20 protein-coding genes are annotated in these 22,374 nt (G+C 59.2%); 4 read left to right on the top strand and 16 right to left on the bottom strand.

The window, feature by feature from the left end:
* Positions 1–3 precede the first annotated feature (3 nt).
* The 15 genes from rnhB to rpsB form a co-directional block, all read right to left on the bottom strand.
* Positions 4–636: a ribonuclease HII gene (rnhB, locus tag CEC48_RS06635; protein ID WP_088423009.1), complete on the bottom strand. Its 633-nt coding sequence runs from the start codon at positions 634–636 to the stop codon at positions 4–6.
* Positions 633–1,772 (bottom strand): lipid-A-disaccharide synthase, encoded by a 1,140-nt coding sequence (lpxB, locus tag CEC48_RS06630; protein ID WP_088423008.1) that lies wholly within the window; start codon positions 1,770–1,772, stop codon positions 633–635. Before lpxB ends, rnhB begins: the two co-directional genes overlap by 4 nt.
* Before the next feature lie 2 nt (positions 1,773–1,774).
* Positions 1,775–2,551, bottom strand: coding sequence for an acyl-ACP--UDP-N-acetylglucosamine O-acyltransferase (lpxA, locus tag CEC48_RS06625; RefSeq protein WP_088423007.1), 777 nt, complete (start codon positions 2,549–2,551; stop codon positions 1,775–1,777).
* Positions 2,548–2,988 carry a 3-hydroxyacyl-ACP dehydratase FabZ gene (gene fabZ, locus CEC48_RS06620; protein ID WP_003219309.1) on the bottom strand — a complete coding sequence of 147 codons (441 nt, stop codon included), beginning with the start codon at positions 2,986–2,988 and terminating at the stop codon, positions 2,548–2,550. Before fabZ ends, lpxA begins: the two co-directional genes overlap by 4 nt.
* A 110-nt stretch (positions 2,989–3,098) precedes the next feature.
* Positions 3,099–4,154 carry a UDP-3-O-(3-hydroxymyristoyl)glucosamine N-acyltransferase gene (gene lpxD, locus CEC48_RS06615; RefSeq protein ID WP_088423006.1) on the bottom strand — a complete coding sequence of 352 codons (1,056 nt, stop codon included), beginning with the start codon at positions 4,152–4,154 and terminating at the stop codon, positions 3,099–3,101.
* Between the two features lie 3 nt (positions 4,155–4,157).
* On the bottom strand, positions 4,158–4,661 hold the full coding sequence (locus CEC48_RS06610; protein ID WP_003219314.1) for an OmpH family outer membrane protein: 504 nt from the start codon (positions 4,659–4,661) through the stop codon (positions 4,158–4,160).
* A 45-nt stretch (positions 4,662–4,706) separates the two neighbouring features.
* Positions 4,707–7,094: an outer membrane protein assembly factor BamA gene (gene bamA / locus CEC48_RS06605; RefSeq protein WP_088423005.1), complete on the bottom strand. Its 2,388-nt coding sequence runs from the start codon at positions 7,092–7,094 to the stop codon at positions 4,707–4,709.
* 74 nt (positions 7,095–7,168) lie between these two features.
* The gene (gene rseP / locus CEC48_RS06600; protein WP_088423004.1) at positions 7,169–8,521 is read right to left on the bottom strand and encodes a sigma E protease regulator RseP; all 1,353 of its coding nucleotides are present in this window, start codon (positions 8,519–8,521) and stop codon (positions 7,169–7,171) included.
* 53 nt (positions 8,522–8,574) lie between these two features.
* Complete coding sequence (gene ispC, locus CEC48_RS06595) at positions 8,575–9,765, bottom strand: 1-deoxy-D-xylulose-5-phosphate reductoisomerase (protein WP_088423003.1); 1,191 nt, start codon at positions 9,763–9,765, stop codon at positions 8,575–8,577.
* A complete protein-coding gene (locus CEC48_RS06590; RefSeq protein ID WP_088423002.1) occupies positions 9,762–10,568 on the bottom strand; it encodes a phosphatidate cytidylyltransferase in 807 nt (268 codons plus the stop codon). The genes ispC and CEC48_RS06590 overlap by 4 nt, the downstream gene beginning before the upstream one ends.
* Positions 10,568–11,323, bottom strand: a complete 756-nt coding sequence (gene uppS / locus CEC48_RS06585) for a polyprenyl diphosphate synthase (protein ID WP_003219323.1) — start codon at positions 11,321–11,323, stop codon at positions 10,568–10,570. The genes CEC48_RS06590 and uppS overlap by 1 nt, the downstream gene beginning before the upstream one ends.
* Positions 11,324–11,340: 17 nt before the next feature.
* On the bottom strand, positions 11,341–11,898 hold the full coding sequence (gene frr, locus CEC48_RS06580) for a ribosome recycling factor (protein WP_088423001.1): 558 nt from the start codon (positions 11,896–11,898) through the stop codon (positions 11,341–11,343).
* Complete coding sequence (gene pyrH, locus CEC48_RS06575) at positions 11,895–12,638, bottom strand: UMP kinase (protein ID WP_071487452.1); 744 nt, start codon at positions 12,636–12,638, stop codon at positions 11,895–11,897. The genes frr and pyrH overlap by 4 nt, the downstream gene beginning before the upstream one ends.
* A 210-nt stretch (positions 12,639–12,848) precedes the next feature.
* The gene (gene tsf, locus CEC48_RS06570) at positions 12,849–13,712 is read right to left on the bottom strand and encodes a translation elongation factor Ts (protein ID WP_088423000.1); all 864 of its coding nucleotides are present in this window, start codon (positions 13,710–13,712) and stop codon (positions 12,849–12,851) included.
* Between the two features lie 192 nt (positions 13,713–13,904).
* Positions 13,905–14,642: a 30S ribosomal protein S2 gene (gene rpsB, locus CEC48_RS06565; RefSeq protein WP_003219330.1), complete on the bottom strand. Its 738-nt coding sequence runs from the start codon at positions 14,640–14,642 to the stop codon at positions 13,905–13,907.
* A 384-nt stretch (positions 14,643–15,026) separates the two neighbouring features.
* Here rpsB and map point away from each other — a divergent pair, with 384 nt between their 5' ends.
* The 4 genes from map (at position 15,027) to CEC48_RS06545 (ending at position 20,634) form a co-directional block, all read left to right on the top strand.
* The gene (map, locus tag CEC48_RS06560) at positions 15,027–15,809 is read left to right on the top strand and encodes a type I methionyl aminopeptidase (protein WP_088422999.1); all 783 of its coding nucleotides are present in this window, start codon (positions 15,027–15,029) and stop codon (positions 15,807–15,809) included.
* A 62-nt stretch (positions 15,810–15,871) separates the two neighbouring features.
* On the top strand, positions 15,872–18,574 hold the full coding sequence (locus CEC48_RS06555) for a [protein-PII] uridylyltransferase (RefSeq protein WP_088422998.1): 2,703 nt from the start codon (positions 15,872–15,874) through the stop codon (positions 18,572–18,574).
* A 46-nt stretch (positions 18,575–18,620) separates the two neighbouring features.
* On the top strand, positions 18,621–19,820 hold the full coding sequence (dapC, locus tag CEC48_RS06550; protein WP_088422997.1) for a succinyldiaminopimelate transaminase: 1,200 nt from the start codon (positions 18,621–18,623) through the stop codon (positions 19,818–19,820).
* A 97-nt stretch (positions 19,821–19,917) separates the two neighbouring features.
* Positions 19,918–20,634, top strand: coding sequence for a M12 family metallopeptidase (locus tag CEC48_RS06545; RefSeq protein WP_088422996.1), 717 nt, complete (start codon positions 19,918–19,920; stop codon positions 20,632–20,634).
* 13 nt (positions 20,635–20,647) lie between these two features.
* Here the strand turns inward: CEC48_RS06545 and CEC48_RS06540 are convergent, their stop codons facing one another.
* Positions 20,648–22,282, bottom strand: a complete 1,635-nt coding sequence (locus CEC48_RS06540; protein ID WP_088422995.1) for a Na+/H+ antiporter — start codon at positions 22,280–22,282, stop codon at positions 20,648–20,650.
* Between the last annotated feature and the right edge of the window lie 92 nt (positions 22,283–22,374).

Genomic DNA, 22,374 nt, shown 5'->3' with positions numbered 1-22,374 from the left:
CGACTAAACCTCGCTGAGACTTTCCCGGGCCTCGTAAGCCTGGCGAACCGGGGCGAACGAGCGGCGGTGAATCGGGGTCGGGCCCAGGCGAGCCAAAGCTTCCAGATGAACGGGCGTCGGGTAGCCTTTGTGCCCGCCGATGCCGTAGCCAGGGTAGATCAATTCGAAAGCCGCCATTTCACGGTCACGGCTGACCTTGGCCAGGATCGATGCAGCAGCAATCGCCGGCACCTTGCTGTCGCCCTTGACCACCGCTTCTGCCGGCATCGTCAGCTTGGGGCAGCGGTTGCCGTCGATCATCGCCATTTTTGGCGTGATGTGCAGGCCTTCAATGGCGCGCTGCATGGCCAGCATGGTGGCGTGCAAGATGTTCAGTTCGTCGATTTCCTCGACTTCGGCCCGGGCGATGTGCCAGCTCAGGGCCTTTTCACAGATCTCGTCGTAGAGCTTTTCGCGACGGGCTTCGGTGAGTTTCTTCGAATCGTTGAGGCCAAGGATCGGGCGGTTCGGGTCGAGAATCACGGCTGCGGTGACGACCGCGCCACACAGCGGGCCGCGACCGACTTCGTCGACACCGGCCACCAGATCAAGGGCGTCGGCGACCAGGCTGAAATCCAGGCCCATTTGCGTCTTCATAGGGCTTCCTGTTTATGGCCGATCAAGGTCAGCACGGCATCCGCCGCCTGGTTCGACGCATCACGGCGCAAGGTGCGGTGAATTTCGTCGAAACCACGGGTTTGCTCTTCGCCGCCGTCGATCAACGGGAAAAGGGTTTGCGCCAGGGCATCAGGCGTCGCATCGTCCTGCAACAATTCGGGTACCAACAGACGCTGAGCCAGCAAATTGGGCAGGGAGATGTAGGGGCTTTTGACCATACGCTTGAGAATCCAGTAGGTCAGCGGCGCCAGGCGATAGGCCACGACCATCGGGCGCTTGTAGAGCAAGGCCTCCAGGGTCGCGGTGCCGGAGGCGATCAGCACCGCATCGCACGCGGCCAGGGCCAGGTGCGAGCCGCCGTCGAGCAGGGTCAACGGTAAGTTGCGCCCTACCAGCAACGCTTCAATTTGCGCACGGCGCTGAGGGCTGGCGCACGGCAGTACAAAGCGCACGCCCGGCTTCAGGGCTTGCAGACGTTCGGCAGCATCAAAAAACAGCGCGCCGAGACGACCGACTTCACCACCACGGCTACCCGGCATCAAGGCCACCAACGGCCCGTCATGCAAGCCCAACTCGGCGCGAGCGGCAGCACGGTCCGCCTGCAGCGGGATGGTGTCGGCCAGGGTGTGACCGACAAACCGCACCGGCACGCCCTTCTCTTCGTAGAACCGGGCCTCGAACGGCAGCAGGGTCAACATCAGGTCGCAGCCTTCGCGAATCTTCAGCACACGCTTTTGCCGCCACGCCCACACAGACGGGCTGACGTAATGCACGGTCTTGATCCCGGCCTGACGCAACTTGAGTTCGATATTGAGGGTGAAGTCCGGCGCGTCGATTCCGATAAAGACCTCGGGCTTTTCTTCGATCAGGGTCTGGATCAGCTTCTTGCGGCGGGCCAGCAGCTCGCGCAAACGGCCCAGCACCTCCACCAGCCCCATGACCGACAAGCGCTCCATGGGAAAGTAGGACGTCAGGCCTTCAGCTTGCATCAGCGGACCGCCAACACCGATGAATTCAACCGCCGGATGCTGAACCTTGAGGGCGCGCATCAGGCCTGCACCGAGAATATCGCCGGAAGCTTCTCCGGCCACCAACGCTATACGCAGCTTGGCCATGATCAGCGGGTGATGCCGCGAGTCGACGACTGGATCGAGTCACGGAATATCGCGACTTCGGGAAACAATGCAGCCGGCTCCGTCAGTTCGGTCAAGGCCTGGTCGACCGTCAACCCTTGGCGGTAAACCACCTTGTAGGCACGGCGCAGGGCGTGGATCGCGTCTTCGCTGAAACCCCGACGGCGCATGCCTTCGAAGTTCATGCTGCGGGCTTCGGCCGGGTTACCGAATACCGTGACGAACGCCGGAACGTCCTTGCCGATGGCGGTACCCATGCCGGAAAAGCTGTGGGCACCGATATGGCAGTACTGATGCACCAGGGTGAAGCCGGACAGGATCGCCCAATCGTCAACGTGCACGTGGCCAGCCAACGCGGTGTTGTTGACCAGGATGCAATGGTTGCCGATTACGCTGTCATGGCCGATGTGCGCATAGGCCATCACCAGGTTGTGATCACCCAGGGTGGTCTCGGCGCGGTCCTGGACGGTACCGCGGTGAATGGTCACGCCTTCACGGATGATGTTGTGATCACCGATTACCAGGCGCGTTTCTTCACCCTTGTACTTCATGTCCGGGGTGTCTTCGCCTATCGATGAAAACTGATAGATGCGGTTGTGCTTGCCAATCCGCGTCGGGCCTTTGAGGATCACGTGCGGCCCGATGACTGTCCCCTCGCCGATTTCCACACCTGCGCCGACGATCGACCAAGGGCCGACCTCAACGTCGGCGGCCAGTACGGCCGTCGGATCGATGATTGCGCGAGGGTCAATCAAACTCATAGTTTGCGTTCCGCACAGATGATTTCAGCCGAGCACACCGGCTTGCCGTCGACCGAGGCCTGGCATTCGAACTTCCAGATCTGGCGCTTGCAGCTGATGAACTTGGCTTCCAGGATCAACTGGTCACCCGGGGTAACCGGGTTGCGGAAGCGCAGCTTGTCGGAGCCCACGAAATAGTAGAGCGTGCCATCGGCAGGCTTCAGGTCGAGCATTTTGAAACCAAGGATACCGGCAGCCTGGGCCATCGCTTCGATGATCAATACGCCTGGCATGATGGGATGCGCAGGGAAGTGACCGTTGAAGAACGGTTCGTTGATGCTGACATTCTTGTAGGCACGAATGCGCTTTTCCTCAACATTGAGGTCCGTTACCCGGTCCACCAGCAGGAACGGGTAACGGTGAGGCAGGTATTCGCGAATCTCGTTGATGTCCATCATTTCGGGGGGAAGCCTGTAATAAAGATTGGGAGCGTGCGGACTAAGGCACGCCCCTCTAGCAAATCAAGGAGGCAGTCTAGCGGCTGTGCACACTTGATATGGAAATGGTATCAGCCATCTGATGAAGCATTACCGCCAGGGGTCACGTCCCCAACACGCTTTTCCAGATGTTTCAGGCGCCGAGCGATATCGTCGAGCTGCCTCAGACGCGCCGCGCTCTTGCGCCATTCGGCCGCAGGCTGCATGGCCGTACCGGATGAATAGGCCCCAGGTTCGGTAATCGAATGGGTGACCATGGTCATGCCGGTGATGAATACGTTGTCGCACACTTCGATATGACCCACCAGGCCAACACCGCCGGCGAGCATGCAATGCTTGCCAATCTTGGTGCTGCCGGAAATCCCCACGCAGGCGGCCATGGCGGTGTGATCGCCGATCTGCACGTTGTGGGCGATCTGAATCTGGTTATCCAGTTTCACGCCGTTACCAATGATGGTATCGGCCAAGGCCCCGCGGTCAACAGCGGTATTGACGCCAATTTCAACGTCATCGCCGATCAACACGCCGCCCACTTGGGCAATCTTGTGCCAAACACCTTTCGAGTTGGCGAAGCCGAAGCCCTCGCCACCGATCACGGCACCCGACTGAATCACCACACGTTCGCCAATGCGCACGTCGTGATAAAGGGTCACGCGCGGAGCCAGCCAACCACCGGCACCAATCTCACAGCGGGCGCCGATAAAGCATTGAGCACCTACCGTTACATCCGCCCCGATGCGTGCGCCACTTTCGATCACCGCAAATGCACCGATGCTCGCAGCAGGGTCAACCTGTGCGTCATCGGCGATCACCGCTGTAGGATGGATACCGGCAGCGGCCTTGGGTTTTGGATCGAACAGGTGGGACACCCGGGCATACGCCAGGTACGGGTCGGCAACAACCAGCGCGTCCCCGGTAAACCCTTCGGCATCAGCGGCCTTCAGCAACACGGCTGCAGCGCGGCTGTCGCCCAGGTATTTACGGTATTGGGGGTTTGCCAGGAAGCTCAACTGAGCTGGGCCAGCCTCCTGCAAGGTGGCTAGCCCAGTAATTTCCTTCTCCGGAGAGCCACGCAAGGTGGCCCCCAGAAACTCGGCCAACTGGCCGAGCTTGATAGTCGCAGTCATGGCTTACTTCAGCTGATTCATGCGCTCGATCACCTGACGGGTGATGTCGTACTGAGGTTTAACGTCGATGACTGCGCCGCGTTCAAACACCAGGTCAAAGGCACCTTTCTTGATGACTTCTTCAACGGCGCTGTCGAGTTTCGGCTTGAGCTGCTTGAGCATTTCACGGTCAGCAACAGCCTTGGCTTCGTTCAGCTCCTTGGACTGGAACTGGTAGTCGCGGGCCTTTTGCTTGAACTCAAGCTCCAGACGCTCGCGCTCGCCTTGCTGCATCTTGTCACCACCGGCTACCAGACGGTCCTGGATACCCTTGGCGCTGCTTTCCAGAGTCTTCAGCTTGGTCAATTGCGGACCGAACTTCTTCTCGGCATCCACGGCGTATTTCTTGGCCGCGTCGGATTCCAGCAGAGCCATCTGATAGTTCAGAACAGCAATCTTCATTTCGGCAAAAGCCGGGGTCGCTACCAGGACAGTCGCCAGGAGAACCAATTGAGTCAACTTACGCACGATGCACTCCTACAGAATCCGTTGTCGTTATCTTGGGTCAGACGCTTAGAACGTCTGGCCGAGGGAGAATTGGAAAATCTGGGTTTCAGCGTTATCCGGTTTCTTGATCGGCATGGCCAGAGCAAAGCTCAATGGGCCCAGCGCCGTCACCCAGGTCACGCCCACACCTACCGAACTTGCCAGGTTGCTCAGACTGATGTCGTTGCACTGCGTGTTGGACTTCGACCCGTTCGGGTTGGTGACCTGTTCGCACTTGGAGTCGAACACGTTACCCACATCCCAGAAGACCGAAGTACGCAGGGAACGCTGATCCTTGACGAATGGCAGTGGGAACAGAATCTCCGCACCACCCTGGATCAGGACGTTACCACCGAACGGCAGCGGGTCGTTGTCCGAGTCAGCCACAGTACCCTGGTTACCGGTCACACCCACGCCACGGCTAGGAGTACCACGAGGACCCAGCGTGCTGTCCTTGAAGCCACGTACCGAGTTGAAACCACCAGCATAGTAGTTCTCATAGAACGGCAAGCCGTTGGTCGAACCGTAACCATCGCCATAACCCAGCTCAGTGTGCAGGCGCATGGTGTAGTTTTCGCTCAATGGCTGGAACAGCTGGCCACGGTAGTCAAGCTTGAAGAACGACAGGTCGCTGCCAGGCGTGGTTGCTTCCAGGGTAAGGCTCTGGGAGTGACCACGGGTCGCCAGCACCCCTTTGTTCAGGGTCGATTCCGACCAGCCGGCCGAAGCCTTGAAGTTCAGGAACTGGTCGCCTTCTTTACGCACGAAGTTGAAGATCTCATCCACGGTGTACACACCGGTCTTGATCTTGTCTTGTTGCGCGGTCAGGCCGAAGGTCAGACGCGAGGTCTCACTGATCGGGTAACCAATGTTGGCGCCAACACCCAAGCTGTCGATTGCATAGCTTGCAACGTCAACGTCGAGGTCTTTGTAGTCGGTTGTGCGGTAGAAGGCGTTGTAGCCCAGGCTCACACCGTCAGCAGTCCAGTAGGGGTCGACATAACCGAAGTTATAGCGGCTCTGGTATTCGCTTCGGGTCAGGCCGATGGAAACCTTGTTACCGGTACCGAGGAAGTTGTTCTGGGTGATCGAACCACCGAGGATCAGGCCGGCACTCTGGGCGAAACCGACACTGGCGGTAATCGAACCGGAGGCTTGCTCTTCTACGGCGTAGTTCACATCAACCTGGTCATCCACACCCGGTACAGCCGGGGTTTCGACGTTGACTTCTTTAAAGAAGCCCAGGCGCTCAAGGCGAACCTTGGACTGGTCGATCAGGTAAGTCGACGCCCAGCCACCTTCCATCTGACGCATTTCACGGCGCAGCACTTCATCAGCCGACTTGGTGTTGCCACGGAAGTTGATGCGGTTCACGTAGGCACGCTTGCCCGGGTCGACGACGAAGGTGATGTCTACAGTGTGGTCTTCATCGTGCGGGGTCGGTACGCCGTTGACGTTAGCGAAGGTATAGCCTTCGTTACCCAGGCGGCGGGTGATCAGTTCGGACGTGGTGGTCATCAGCTTGCGCGAGAACACCTGGTCTTTCTGCACCAGCAACAGGGACTTGACCTGGTCTTCAGGCACTTTCAAGTCGCCGCTGAGCTTGACGTCACGAACCTTGTACTTCTCGCCTTCGTTGACGTTGACAGTGATATAGACGTGCTTCTTGTCCGGGGTGATGGACACCTGGGTCGAAGCGATATCCATGTTGATATAGCCACGGTCCAGGTAGTAGGAACGCAGGCGCTCCAGGTCACCGGACAGTTTTTCGCGAGCGTACTTGTCGTCGTTCTTGAAGAACGACAGCCAGTTGGTGGTCTTGAGTTCGAACAGGTCGACCAGGTCATCATCAGAGAACTTGGTGTTACCCACCACGTTGATGTGCTGGATCGCCGCCACGGTGCCTTCGTTGATGTTGACCTTCAGGCCGACGCGGTTACGCGGCTGCGGCACCACTTCGGTCTCGACGGTCGCCGAGTAACGGCCCTGGGCAACGTACTGGCGTTGCAGCTCGTTACGCACGCCTTCGAGGGTGGCACGCTGGAAGATCTCGCCTTCGGCAAGGCCAGATTGCTTGAGGCCTTTCATCAAGTCTTCAGTGGAGATCGCCTTGTTGCCTTCGATCTCGATACTGGCGACAGAAGGTCGCTCGACGACAGTGATGACGAGGACGTTACCTTCGCGACCCAGTTGGATATCTTGAAAGAACCCGGTTTTGAACAGCGCACGAGTGGATTCCACCAGGCGACGGTCATCAGCCTGTTCCCCGACGTTCAACGGCAAGGCACCAAAGACGCTACCCGCGGAAACCCGCTGGAGGCCGTTGACGCGAATATCGGAGATGGTGAAGGACTCGGCGTGAACTTCGGCGATCATCAATACGGTGAGAACCGCAGTTAGCAGCAGACGTTTCATGAAGTCCTTTCTTATTCCAACTGGCAATAAACAAACTGCCGCAAAATGCGGCAGATTCGCAATTCAGCGAAGCGTTACAGTCGTCCCAGATCGTTGACCAGGGCTAACAACATCACCCCGACCACCAAACTGATACCGATCTGTATCCCCCAACCCTGCACCCGATCCGACAAGGGGCGACCACGCGCCCACTCGACCAGATAAAACAACAGATGCCCCCCATCCAATACTGGAATGGGCAACAAATTCAGAACCCCAAGGCTAATACTCAGATAAGCCAGGAAATTCAGGAAATCTACAACGCCCGACTGGGCAGAAGCGCCCGCCACTTTAGCAATGGTTATCGGTCCACTCAAGTTTTTTACCGAGAGCTCGCCGAACAACATTTTCTTGAGGGAATCGAGGGTCAGCACACTCATGGTCCAGGTGCGTCTCGCACCCTCGCCAATTGCCGCCAACGGCCCGAAACTGACCTCTCGCACCATCGACGGTGGCCACTCGACACCTTTGACGCCGGCGCCCAGGTACCCCCCGGCCGCCTTGGCTTCCCCGCGCACCGCCAGGGTCACAGGGACGTCGATTTGAGCACCATCACGCTCAACTTTCAGCACAATTTTAGTATCAGGGCGTACACGCACCAGGTCGACCACTTGCTGCCAGTCGCCCAGCGCCTGGCCATCGAGCGCCAGCAGGCGGTCGCCGGTTTTCAGACCTGCGGCCTGGGCCGGCCCCTTCGGATCCAGCTCTGCCAGTACCGGCGGCAAGGCCGGACGCCAAGGGCGAATGCCCAGGGATTTGATCGGATCAGGCTCATCGGAGCCCTGCAGCCAGTGGTCCAGGGTCAGCTCGCGCGGGGTTTCGGTGGTGGAATCCTGCTCACGCACCACCAGCTTCACGATGCCGCTTTCACCCAGGCGACGCACCAACTGCAAATTGACCGCCCCCCAACCGGTGGTTGGTTCGCCATCAACTGCAACAATTTCTTGTCCGGCGGTCAGGCCAGCCTTGGCCGCCATGCTGTCCGCCTCGACCGCACCAATAACCGGACGCACCTGCTGACTGCCCAGCATGGCCAGAACCCAGAAAAACACCATAGCCAACAGAAAGTTGGCGATCGGGCCTGCCGCGACGATGGCAATGCGCTGACGAACGGTCTTGCGATTGAAGGACTGGTCCAACTGATCAGCCGGCACTTCGCCTTCGCGCTCATCGAGCATCTTGACGTAGCCGCCCAACGGAATGGCCGCGATCACAAACTCGGTACCACGACGGTCGTGCCAGCGCAGCAACGGCATGCCGAAGCCTACGGAGAAGCGCAGTACCTTGACGCCGCAACGACGCGCGACCCAGAAATGGCCGAACTCGTGGAAGGTGACCAGCACACCCAGAGCAACCAGGGTGCCGACAATCATGTAGAGCGCACTCATCTAATTTCTCCGCATCTCAATCCAGTGCCTGAAGGCTCAAACACGCCCATAGGCTAACGCGTGTTGCGGTTCAACCATTGCTCGGTCAAGGCCCGGGCCTTTGTATCCGCCTCGAACACCGCGCCCAGATCATTTACGGCGACGACGGGCTCAAGGTTTAAAACGTCCTCGATGATACTCGCGATCTGCGGGAAGCGGATGCGCCGGTCAAGAAACGCCGCCACAGCGACTTCGTTCGCCGCATTCAGCGTCGCCGGCGCACTGTTACCCGCCTCGCCAGCTTGCCGCGCAAGACGCAGGCAAGGGAAGCGCTGCTCGTCAGGCGCTTCGAAATCCAGACGGGCAATGGCAAACAGATCCAACGGCGCAACACCCGAATCAATCCGCTCCGGCCAAGCCAGGGCATTGGCGATCGGCGTGCGCATATCCGGGTTACCCAACTGGGCCAGTACCGAGCCATCCACGTAATCCACCAGGGAATGAATCACACTTTGCGGGTGGATCACCACCTCTACCTGGTCCGGCCGGGCGTCGAACAGCCAGCAGGCCTCGATCAGCTCCAGGCCCTTGTTCATCATGCTCGCCGAGTCCACCGAGATCTTGCGGCCCATAGACCAGTTCGGATGCGCACACGCCTGATCAGGGGAAACATGCTCCAGATCGGCCAGCGGCGTCTGTCGGAACGGGCCGCCGGAGGCAGTCAGCAGAATCCGGCGTACGCCGACCTGGCTCAGGCCACGGGCAAAATCACCGGGCATGCACTGGAAAATCGCGTTGTGCTCGCTGTCCAACGGCAACAGCACGGCGCCGCTTTTGCGCACCGCCTGCATAAAGAGCGCACCGGACATCACCAGGGCTTCTTTATTGGCCAACAGAATTTTCTTGCCTGCATCAACGGCGGCCAGGGTCGGACGCAAGCCGGCCGCACCGACAATCGCGGCGACCACAGTGTCGACATCAGGGTCAGCCGAAACCTGACACAACCCCTCCTCCCCCACTAATACCTGAGTCGCCAGACCCGCGGCGCGCAGATCATCCTGCAAACCACGCGCTGCAGCGGCTTGCGGCACGACTGCGTATTGCGGCGAGTGCCGCACACACAGTGCCAGCAGCTCACTCAGGCGACTGAAACCGGTCAATGCGAATACTTGATACCGCTCGGGATGACGGGCAATCACATCCAGCGTGCTCAGCCCCACCGAGCCGGTAGCGCCCAGCACGGTGACCTGTTGCAGACGGCTCACGAGGCAGCCATCCACAGCAGTACGGCAAAGATCGGGATCGCGGCCGTCAGGCTATCGATACGGTCCAGCACGCCACCGTGACCCGGCAACAGGTTACTGCTGTCCTTGATCCCGGCCTGGCGCTTGAACATGCTTTCGGTCAGGTCACCGACTACCGAGATGAACACGACCACGGCCGCGCCCACCAGGGACAGGAGCATTTCCTTGACGGTCCAGCCACGCACCACACCGACCACAACGGTGATCAGCAAGGTCAACGCCAGGCCGCCATACACGCCTTCCCAGCTCTTGCCCGGGCTGACAGCCGGCGCCAGCTTACGCTTGCCGAAAGCACGACCGGAGAAGTAGGCACCGATATCGGCACCCCACACCAGCACCATCACGGCCATGATCAGCCAGTTACCCAACTGCATATGCTTGATGTAGACCAGGCCCTGCCAGGCGGGTAGCAGGATCAACAGACCGATCACCAGCTTGCAGGCAACACTGGACCAATGGCTGCTGGTGACTGGAAAGGTCAGTACCAGATAGGTCGCCAGCGCCCACCACAACACAGCCGCGCCCAGCACCCAAGGCGCCACGTCCGGCAGGATGTACATCAGGAACATCAACAGCGCCACGACAGCGGCGTACACCACACGAGGCAACTGTGCGGCAAAGCCGGCCAGGCGCGCCCATTCCCAGGCCCCCAGTGTCACCACCAGGCCAATGAACAGCGCGAAATTTGCACCTTCAAGCAGGAAAAACCCGCACAGGGCAATAGGCAGCAGGATCAGCGCCGTGATGATTCGTTGTTTAAGCATTAAACCCGGGCTCCAGCTTCGATCTGCTCGCTCGTTTTACCGAAGCGACGCTGACGGGAAGCGAAATCGGCCAGCGCATTGCGCATGGCATCGTGTTTGAAGTCCGGCCAGAACAGGTCGGAGAAGTACAGTTCGGTATAGGCCAACTGCCACAACAGGAAGTTGCTGATGCGGTGGTCGCCACCGGTACGAATGCACAGGTCCGGCAACGGCAGGTCGCCGGTCACCAGACAGGTTTGCAACAGTTCGGGCGTGATGTCTTCCGGGCGCAAATGACCGGCTTGCACTTCACGCGCCAGACGCTGCGCTGCCTGGGCGATATCCCACTGGCCGCCGTAGTTGGCTGCAATTTGCAGCACAAAACGGTTGCTGCCGGCAGTGATCGCCTCGGCTTCACGCATCGCTGCTTGCAACTCCGGGTGGAACCGCGAGCGGTCGCCGATGATGCGCAGGCTGATGTTGTTCTCGTTCAGGCGCTTGGCCTCGCGACGCAGAGCCTTGAAGAACAGGTCCATCAAGGCACTGACTTCCTCGGCCGGGCGCTGCCAGTTTTCACTGGAGAACGCGAACAGGGTCAACACCTCGACCTTGGCCTCAGCGCACACCTCGATCACGGCACGCACAGCATCGACACCCGCTTTATGCCCGGCAACACCCGGCATAAAGCGCTTCTTCGCCCAGCGATTATTCCCGTCCATGATGATCGCGACATGGCGCGGCACCACAGAGGGTACAGTCTGCTTGGTCTTTTCCATGAAGGCGTCCTGACCCCTTATACGGCCATCAGGTCCTTTTCTTTATCTTCCGTGGCCTTGGTGATCTGGGCCTCGGCATCTTTGGTCAGCTTATCGATATCGGCGACGGCACGACGCTCTTCGTCTTCGCTGATTTCTTTGTCCTTGACCAGCTTCTTCAGGTCACCCAAGGCATCACGACGGATGTTGCGCACCGCAACACGCGCATCTTCAGCTGCGCTGCGCGCCTGCTTGGTGAAGCCCTTGCGGGTTTCTTCGGTCAGGGCAGGCATGGAGATCAGCAGCAATTCGCCCAGGTTGGTCGGATTGAGGTTCAAGCCGGCGCTCTGGATGGCCTTGTCGACGGCGCCGAGCATGTTGCGCTCAAAAGCCACGACCTGCAGGGTGCGCGAATCTTTTACAGTGATGTTGGCCACTTGGGTGATCGAGGTGTCAGCGCCGTAGTACGGCACCATCACACTGCCCAGGATGCTTGGGTGGGCCTTGCCGGTACGAATCTGGCCAAATGCATGGCTCAGAGAGTCCAGGGATTTCTGCATGCGCTCTTGAGCGTCTTTTTTGATTTCGTTGATCATTGTTCGATTTCCTCGATCAGAGTCCCTTCCGCGCCGCCATGTACGATGTTCAGCAGGGCGCCGGGCTTGTTCATGTTAAATACGCGCAGCGGCATCTTGTGATCGCGGCACAAGCAAATAGCCGTCAGGTCCATCACGCCCAGCTTGCGATCCAGCACTTCATCATAAGTCAGATGATCGAACTTCTCGGCATGCGGGTCTTTGAATGGGTCAGCAGTGTAAACCCCGTCAACCTTGGTGGCCTTGAGCACCACGTCCGCGTTGATCTCGATACCGCGCAGGCACGCAGCCGAATCGGTGGTGAAGAACGGATTGCCGGTACCAGCAGCAAAAATCACCACCTCTTTGGCATCCAGGTGACGCATGGCTTTGCGCCGATCATAGTGATCCGTTACGCCAACCATGGAAATAGCCGACATGACGATAGCGGTGATATTGGCGCGCTCGAGGGCATCACGCATGGCCAGGGCGTTCATCACAGTGGCCAGCATGCCCATGTGGTCGCCTGTTACACGGTCCATGCCAGCAGCGCTCAGTGCCGCACCGCGGAACAGGTTCCCGCCGCCGATCACCAGGCCCACCTGAACACCGATACCGACCAGTTGGCCAACTTCCAGCGCCATGCGGTCGAGTACTTTGGGATCAATCCCGAACTCTTCCGAGCCCATCAGGGCCTCGCCGCTAAGCTTGAGTAGAATGCGTTTATAGCGAGCCTGATAACCACTGCCCTGCTGAGCCATTGCGAATCTCTCCTGCGGCGTATTTTTGAAAATTCTTGGCAAGCCGTTTACGGCCTGCGTTCACTCTAGCTTGACGCTGTCACAGCGCCATCGGAACACGGCTTTGTAAGCCAGTTCCAATGGGAAACCAATAAAAATTGATCACCCCATTTGAAAAGAGGCTGCGCGCGTAAGCGGGCAGCCTCTTTTGGGCGACAGTTAAAAACCGTCTTACTGCTTGGCGGCAGCCAGCTGGGCAGCAACTTCTTCAGCGAAGTTGTCGACCGGCTTCTCGATACCGTCGCCTACTTTGTAGTAGGTGAAGGAAACGATTTCAGCACCGGCTTTCTTGGCCAGTTCGCCAACCTTGATTTCAGGGTTCTTGACGAACGCCTGCTCAACCAGGGAAGCCTCAGCCAGGAACTTGCTGATACGGCCTTTGATCATGTTTTCAACGATGTTTTCCGGCTTGCCGGCGATTTTGTCAGCGTTGAGGCTCAGGAACACGGCTTTTTCGCGTTCGATTGCTTCAGCGGACACTTCCGATGGCAGCAGGAATTCAGGGTTGCTGGCCGCTACGTGCATAGCGATGTCTTTGGCCAGTTCAACGTTGCCGCCTTTAAGGGCAACCACAACACCGATCTTGTTACCGTGCAGGTAACCACCGACAACATCACCTTCAACGCGAGCCAGGCGACGAATGTTGACGTTTTCGCCAACCTTGCCGACCAGTACCAGGCGAGCAGCTTCTTGAGCTTCGATCAGCGGAGCGACGTCAGTCAGCTTGTCAGCGAACGCTTTCTCAACGCTTGCAGCAACAAATGCCTTGAAGTCGTCCTGCAGAGCCAGGAAGTCGGTCTGCGAGTTCACTTCCAGCAGAACGGCGGTTTTACCGTCTTCTTTAAGAGCGATTGCGCCTTCAGCAGCCACGTTGCCTGCTTTCTTGGCAGCCTTGATGGCGCCCGAAGCACGCATGTCATCAATGGCTTTTTCGATGTCGCCGCCGGCCTTGGTCAAGGCCTTTTTGCAATCCATCATGCCTTCGCCGGTACGCTCACGCAGTTCTTTAACCAACGCTGCAGTAATCTCTGCCATTTTCAAAATCCTCTTGGATAGGTTTTCAACCATTCCACCCGATTGAACGGGCGATCAATTCTTCCCGAACCACCCTTGTAGGCCGCTGCACGTTACAAGTGTTGTAGCTGCGCTGCCGACAAATGGTTTTCGAGGTGGCAAAAAGGGGGCCAAGCCCCCTTTTTGCTTACTGAGTCAACGCCAAGGCGTCAGTTACTCAGCTGCTGCTACCGGAGCTTCTTCAACGAACTGCTCGGTGCCGCCAGCAACGTGGTTGCGGCCACGGATTACAGCGTCAGCCATCGAACCCATGTACAGCTGGATAGCGCGGATTGCGTCATCGTTGCCTGGGATGATGTAGTCAACGCCTTCCGGGCTGCTGTTGGTATCGACTACGCCGATAACCGGGATGCCCAGCTTGTTGGCTTCGGTGATCGCGATGCGCTCGTGATCAACGTCGATAACGAACAGTGCGTCAGGCAGACCGCCCATGTCCTTGATACCACCCAGGGAACGATCGAGCTTTTCCAGGTCGCGAGTGCGCATCAGCGCCTCTTTCTTGGTCAGCTTGGCGAAAGTACCGTCTTCGGCTTGCACTTCAAGGTCACGCAGACGCTTGATGGAAGCACGGATGGTTTTGAAGTTGGTCAGCATGCCGCCCAACCAGCGATGATCGACGTACGGCGAACCGCAACGCGCTGCTTCTTCAGCAACGATCTTGCCAGCGGAACGCTTGGTGCCGACGAACAGAATCTTGTTTTTGCCCTGGGCCAGGCGCTCTACGAAAGTCAAAGCTTCGTTGAACATTGGCAGGGTTTTTTCAAGGTTGATAATGTGGATCTTGTTACGCGCGCCGAAAATGTATTTACCCATTTTCGGGTTCCAGTAACGGGTCTGGTGACCGAAGTGCACACCGGCCTTCAGCATATCGCGCATGTTGACTTGGGACATGATAGTTCCTTAATAAGTCGGGTTTGGCCTCCACGTATCCCAATGACCAACCAGTGGCATTCGCCTCCGGCACCCAGGTCATCGTGTCGACACGTGTGTGGATTTAAGCTTTGCGGGGTATCCCCGGAAAGCGGCGCATTTTATACCACAGGGCTGGCAAAAACGAAACCCGCAATCACATTTGCCGTCAGTCGCTTTTGCGCAAGCCTTTGAATCGAGCCAAAATACCCCCACCTTATAGAGACAAGCGATCGCCAGACGCTCATGGTTTGCCCCCTGCGTCTGTTAGAATCGCGTTTTTTGGGCTTGTGCGAATTCTGCAACCTTTTGTCGCACACCCGTAAACCGTATTGATTTCAGCGCGTCGCGCTAGAGAGAGCCTGTATGACCGTCACCCTCAAAACCGCCGAAGACATCGCTGGCATGCGCGTTGCCGGCAAACTGGCTGCCGACGTGCTGGAAATGATTGCCGAACACGTCAAGCCCGGCGTCACCACCGAAGCACTGGACCGCATCTGCCACGACTATATTGTCGACGTGCAAAAAGCCATCCCTGCGCCGCTGAACTACAAGGGCTTCCCCAAGTCGATCTGCACCTCGATCAACCACGTGGTGTGCCACGGGATTCCCGGCGACAAGCCACTGAAAGACGGCGACACCCTGAACATCGACGTCACCGTGATCAAGGATGGCTACCACGGCGACACCAGCCGCATGTTCCACGTCGGCAGCGTGCCGGTGTGGGCCGAGCGCCTGTCGCAAGTCACCCAGGAATGCATGTACAAGGCCATCGAGATCGTCAAGCCCGGCTGCCGCCTGGGTGACATCGGTGAAGTGATCCAGAAGCACGCTGAAAAGAACGGCTTCTCGGTGGTGCGTGAATTCTGCGGCCACGGCATCGGCAAGGTGTTCCACGAAGAGCCGCAGATCCTGCACTACGGCCGCGCCGGCACCGGCATGGAGCTCAAGGCAGGCATGACCTTCACCATCGAGCCGATGATCAACCAGGGCAAGGCCGACACCAAGGTGCTGGGCGACGGCTGGACCGCTATCACCAAGGACCGCAAGCTCTCGGCACAGTGGGAACACACCCTGCTGGTAACCGACACCGGCTACGAGATTTTCACCCTGCGCGCCGACGACACGATTCCTCGCGTTTCGGCGTAATGTTTGTACCGGTTTTCTAATAGCGACGCCGTGCCCCAATAGATAGAAAGGAAAACCGATCGATGCCCCAGGTGGACCCCGAACTCTTTGACCGTGGCCAGTTCCAGGCGGAACTGGCGCTGAAGGCAAGCCCCATCGCCGCCTTCAAGAAGGCCATCCGTCAAGCCCGCGAGGTGCTCGACGAGCGTTTTCGCACCGGCCGGGACATCCGCCGGCTGATCGAGGACCGCGCCTGGTTCGTCGATAACATCCTGCAAAAGGCCTGGGAACAGTTCAGCTGGAGTGAAGACGCCGATATCGCCCTGGTCGCGGTCGGCGGCTACGGCCGTGGCGAACTGCACCCCTACTCCGACATCGACCTGCTGATTTTGCTCGACAGCGCCGACCACGAGATTTTTCGCGATTCCATCGAGCGTTTTCTGACGCTGTTGTGGGACATCGGCCTGGAAGTCGGCCAAAGCGTGCGCTCGGTGGACGAGTGCGCCCAGGAAGCCCGCGCCGACCTGACGGTGATCACCAACCTGATGGAAAGCCGCACCATCGCCGGTCCCGAGCGCCTGCGCCAGCGCATGCTGGAGGTCACCAGTACCGCACACATGTGGCCGAGTAAGGATTTCTTCCTGGCCAAGCGCGCCGAGCAAAAAGCCCGGCACCACAAGTACAACGACACCGAATACAACCTGGAGCCCAACGTCAAAGGCTCCCCTGGCGGGCTGCGGGATATCCAGACCATTTTGTGGGTCGCGCGTCGCCAGTACGGCACCCTGAACCTGCGGGCGCTGGCCGGGGAAGGCTTTCTGGTGGAGAGCGAAAACGCCCTGCTGGCCTCCTCCCAGGAATTCCTGTGGAAAGTGCGCTACGCGTTGCACATGCTGGCCGGGCGCTCCGAAGACCGCCTGCTGTTCGATCACCAGCGCTCCATCGCCACCCTGCTGGGGTTTGAAGGCGAAGACGCGAAGACCAGCATCGAAAGCTTCATGCAGCAGTACTACCGGGTGGTGATGAGCATTGCCCAGCTCAGCGACCTGATCATCCAGCACTTCGAAGAAGTGATCCTGGCCCCGGAAGATGAAGCACCGCCGCAGCCGATCAACTCGCGCTTCCAGTTGCACGATGGCTACATCGAGGCGCGCAACGACAACGTGTTCAAACGCACGCCGTTTGCCATGCTGGAAATCTTCGTGCTGATGGCCCAGCAGCCGGAAATCAAAGGCGTGCGCGCCGACACCATTCGCTTGCTACGGGAAAACCGTCACCTGATCGACGACGATTTTCGCAACGACATCCGCAATACCAGCCTGTTTATCGAGCTGTTCAAGTGCAAGATCGGCATTCACCGCAACCTGCGGCGCATGAACCGCTACGGGATTCTGGGGCGCTACCTGCCGGAGTTCGGCTTTATCGTCGGGCAGATGCAACATGACCTGTTCCACATCTATACGGTGGACGCCCACACCCTGAACCTGATCAAGCACCTGCGTAAGTTGCAGTACACCCAGGTGTCAGAGAAATTCCCGCTGGCCAGCAAGCTTATGGCACGCCTGCCCAAGCCCGAACTGATTTACCTGGCTGGCTTGTACCACGACATCGGCAAGGGCCGGCACGGTGATCACTCGGAAATTGGTGCAGTGGACGCCGAAGCGTTCTGCCAGCGTCACCAGTTGCCACTGTGGGACAGCCGCCTGATTGTGTGGCTGGTGCAAAACCACTTGGTTATGTCCACCACGGCCCAGCGCAAGGACTTGTCCGACCCGCAGGTGATCCACGATTTCGCCCAGGCCGTTGGCGACGAAACCCGTCTTGACTACCTGTACGTGCTCACCGTCTCCGACATCAACGCCACCAACCCGACGCTTTGGAATTCCTGGCGCGCCAGCCTGTTGCGCCAGCTCTACACCGAGACCAAGCGTGCACTGCGTCGTGGCCTGGAGAACCCGGTGGACCGCGAAGAACAGATCCGCCGCACACAAAGCGCGGCCCTGGATATCCTGGTGCGTGGTGGCAATGACCCGGACGACGTCGAGCAACTCTGGTCGCAACTGGGGGACGACTACTTCCTGCGCCACACCGCCGGCGACGTGGCCTGGCACAGCGACGCGATCCTGCAGCAACCGGCCGATGGCGGGCCACTGGTATTGATCAAGGAAACCACCCAGCGCGAGTTCGAGGGTGGCACGCAGATCTTCATCTACGCACCGGACCAGCACGACTTCTTCGCCGTGACCGTGGCCGCGATGGACCAGCTCAACCTGAACATTCATGACGCCCGGGTAATCACCTCCAGCAGCCAGTTCACCCTCGACACCTACATCGTGCTCGACACTGAAGGCGAGTCCATCGGCGACAACCCGGAGCGGGTGAAAAAGATCCGCAAGGGCCTCACCGACGCCCTGCGCGACCCCGACGACTACCCGACCATTATCCAGCGCCGGGTACCGCGCCAGCTCAAGCACTTTGCGTTTGCCCCCGAGGTGACCATCCACAACGACGCCCACCGCCCGGTGACGGTGCTGGAACTCAGTGCGCCGGACCGCCCAGGCCTGTTGGCGCGGATCGGCACGATCTTCCTGGAGTTCGACCTGTCGCTACAGAACGCCAAGATTGCGACCCTGGGCGAACGGGTGGAAGACGTGTTCTTTATTACTGATGCCGACAACCAGCCGCTTTCCGACCCTGAACTGTGCCGACGCTTGCAGGAAGCCATCGTCCAGCAGTTGAGCGTCAACCAGGAGACTGGCGTCGAGATGTCACGCTTGAGCATCTGACCGACACCCCATTTTCAGCTTCCAATGAATTGAACGAGATCCACCGATGAACAACGCCCTGAACCAGTTGCAGCCCTACCCGTTCGAGAAATTGCGCGTCCTGCTGGGCAGTGTCACGCCCAACCCGGACAAACGCCCGATCGCCCTCTCCATCGGCGAGCCGAAGCACAAGTCCCCGCAGTTCGTCGCCGACGCGCTGGCCGACAACCTGGACAAGATGGCGGTATACCCGACCACGTTGGGCATTCCCGCCCTGCGTGAGGCCATTGGCGCGTGGTGCGAACGTCGCTTCAGCGTGCCCAAGGGCTGGCTGGACCCGGCGCGCAATATCCTGCCAGTGAACGGCACCCGTGAAGCGCTGTTTGCCTTCACCCAGACCGTGGTCAACCGTGGCGATGACGCGCTGGTGGTCAGCCCAAACCCGTTCTATCAGATCTATGAAGGTGCAGCCTTTCTCGCCGGGGCCAAGCCATATTACTTGCCGTGCCTGGATGAAAACGCCTTCAATCCGGATTTCGACGCGGTGTCGCCGGACATCTGGAAACGCTGCCAGATCCTGTTCCTGTGCTCGCCCGGCAACCCGACCGGTGCTTTGATCCCCGTCGACACCCTGAAAAAACTGATCGCCCTGGCCGACGAATACGACTTCGTGATCGCTGCCGATGAGTGCTACAGCGAGCTGTATTTCGACGAACAAACCCCGCCGCCGGGCCTGCTCAGCGCCTGCGTGGAGCTGGGTCGCCAGGATTTCAAGCGCTGCGTGGTGTTCCACAGCCTGTCCAAGCGCTCCAACCTGCCGGGCCTGCGCTCGGGTTTTGTGGCCGGCGATGCCGAGATCCTCAAGGGCTTCCTGCTGTACCGCACCTACCACGGCTGCGCGATGCCGGTGCAAACCCAACTGGCGAGCATTGCCGCCTGGCAGGACGAAGCCCACGTACAGGCCAACCGTGATCTGTACCGGGAAAAATTCGACGCTGTGCTGGCGATCCTGAAGCCGGTGCTGGACGTGCAAAACTCCGACGGCGGTTTCTACCTGTGGCCGAATGTCAAAGGTGATGACGCCGCTTTCTGCCGGGATTTGTATGTGGAAGAGCACGTGACCGTGGTGCCGGGCTCGTACCTGTCACGGGAAGTGGACGGCTTCAACCCGGGCGCCGGGCGTGTGCGCCTGGCACTGGTTGCGCCGCTGGCAGAATGCGTGGAAGCAGCGACGCGGATTCGCGACTTCATCACCCGAAACCGTTGATGCCGCTTGATGGCTGACCAAGACCCGCCCGGACAGGGAACTCCGGGCGGCATGGGCACCACCCAAAGGCTCCCAGGGTCTTTCGGCGAAAACTCTAATGATCAACCTTGCCAACCAGGGAGCCTCGTTCAGAGGCCCCGCCTCCACTGACACCCTTTCAAACACGGGCACTCAATCCGTCAGCCCGGTGCGGGCCAAACGCAATGTGCACGACGACGCAAAGCTCTGGCCCAATGGCTCGACACTGAAGATTGCCCTCTACGACACCGACGGAGAAATGGCAGAGGCAATCAAGGACGCGATCAACGAATGGTTACCACACGTTAACCTCAAGTTTGATTTCGTCTCCGGCGATGAGGGCGACATTCGGATCGTTCTCAACCATTTCGATGAGAGTTACGGCAGCGCACTGGGAACAGACGCGAAAAACATCCCGGCGTACCTGCCCACAATAATCCTGCCGGGCGATACCCTTTCGCCCAGATTCCGCTACGTTGCGCTGCATGAGTTCGGGCACGCCCTGGGAGCGCTGCATGCCCATCAGCACCCGGATTCAAACATCCCCTGGGACAAACAGAAGACCTATAACGACAGCTACCAGCGCTTTGGCTGGGACAAGGACACTGTCGACAAGAATATCCTCCCCCTGGCGCGAAACGGTCAGCATCGCTACCAATCTTACGACGGCAACTCAGTGATGCATTACGGAATAAGGTCCCAGTGGACGTCCATGGACTGGGCTCAATCGGAAAGCTGGGAGATCAGCGATGGCGATATTGCCCAGATGAAACAGGCCTATCCCAAACCGATATAACCTGTGCCCGCGGCTACTTCTCCTTCCCAAGGTTAGCTTCACTCAAATCCAGATCAGCCAACACCTCGCGCAACACATCATCCCCAATCGCGTGGTGGCGGCTGAGACTGTAAAGCTCAAGCCGTTGGGCTCGCAGGGCTTTGAGCCGCAAACGGCGCTCCAACTGATCCAGTTGGAGCGCCACGGCCTGCGCTTCGGCGGAATCATTGAATACTTCAAGCTGATGACGGTATTCCGACATGATCCGCGCCTTGAGTTCGGTGGCCAGTGCAGCCTGGGCTGCGTCCTGGGGTCCTGCGTCTTCTGCCTCCAAGGCATGGATCGCAGCTTCCGCAGTTTTCTTCCAGGCATCGCGTACTTCGCTGCGACGCCTGTCGTCCGGACTCTTTTCAATGCCCCGCAGCAGCAACGGCAAGGCTATACACGCAGCAACCAGTGACAGCAGGATCACGCCCGCCGCAATGAAGATCAGCAGGTCGCGCTCCGGGAACGCTTCACCGGGCGCCAGCAGCAACGGCACCGACATCACACCCGCCAACGTCACCGCACCGCGCACCCCGCCCACGGTCAACAACCAGCAGGAACGGGCGGTGGGCACCAGCGTCAGCTCACTTTTCCCACGCAAGCGCCGCAGCAATCCCGACAGGCGCCAGATGCTTTGCACCCAGATAAACCGCAACACCACCAGCACCAGGAAAATCGCGATCACGTCCAGGCAGCGATACAGCAACGTCGGCCACACCGTCGGCTCATGGCTGACCACCGCCTTGATGATGTCTGGCAGTTGCAGGCCCAGCAACAGGAAAATCAGGCCGTTAAATGCGAATTCCAGCAGCGACCAGACGCTGCGATTGAGCAGCCGAGTGCTGGTCTGGCGCGGCAGCAGATCGAGCCAGCTTTGCATCATGCCCGCTGCCACCGCCGATAAAATTCCCGATGCGCCAAGGCGTTCCGCCAGCACGTAAGCGGCAAACGGCAGCAGCAACATGAACACCACGTGCGTCGCCGGGTCGTCCCAGCCCCGGGCGATCATCCAGGATCGCAAGCGACCTACCAGCCAACTCAGGCCCACACCAATGGCCAGGCCACCGACGGCCACCAGTACAAATGTCAGGCTGGCATTGGCCAGGGAAAACACCCCGGTCACCGCCGCCACCAGGGCAAACTTGAACGTCACCAGGCCCGACGCATCGTTCATCAATGCCTCGCCCTGAAGCATGTGCATCAAGGGCGTTGGCAGGCGATTCTGGGAAATCGCCGACACCGCCACGGCATCCGTAGGCGACAACACGGCCGCCAGGGCGAAGGCTACCGGCAGCGGAATACTCGGCAACAGCCAGTGAATGAAGTAGCCAGCACCGACCACGGTAAACAGCACCAAACCCACCGCCAGCGTCAGGATCGGCCCGCGCAGGCGCCATAACTCACGCTTGGGCATGCGCCAACCGTCGGAGAACAGCAGCGGCGGCAAGAACAGGAAAAGAAACAATTCGGGGTCGAGGGCTACATGCAGGCCGAGCGTCGGCCACGCCAACAAGGCACCGGCGGCAATCTGCACCAGTGGCAACGGCAGTGGGATGACACGCCCGACAAGGCGCGAAACGCTGACCAGCATCAACAGGATGAGTACGGTGTAGGCGGTTTGCATAACGCGGGATTCCCAGACAATCAACGTGCAACAACACACATCAGGCAACAACTCGCCATTGAAGTGCCATATTAGCCGCCTATGCTGCGCGA

The organism is Pseudomonas sp. K2I15, assembly GCF_002204795.1.
GTDB lineage: Bacteria > Pseudomonadota > Gammaproteobacteria > Pseudomonadales > Pseudomonadaceae > Aquipseudomonas.
The sequence above is the reverse complement of the archived record's forward strand: the minus strand, read 5'-3'. Positions and strand labels throughout refer to the sequence as shown.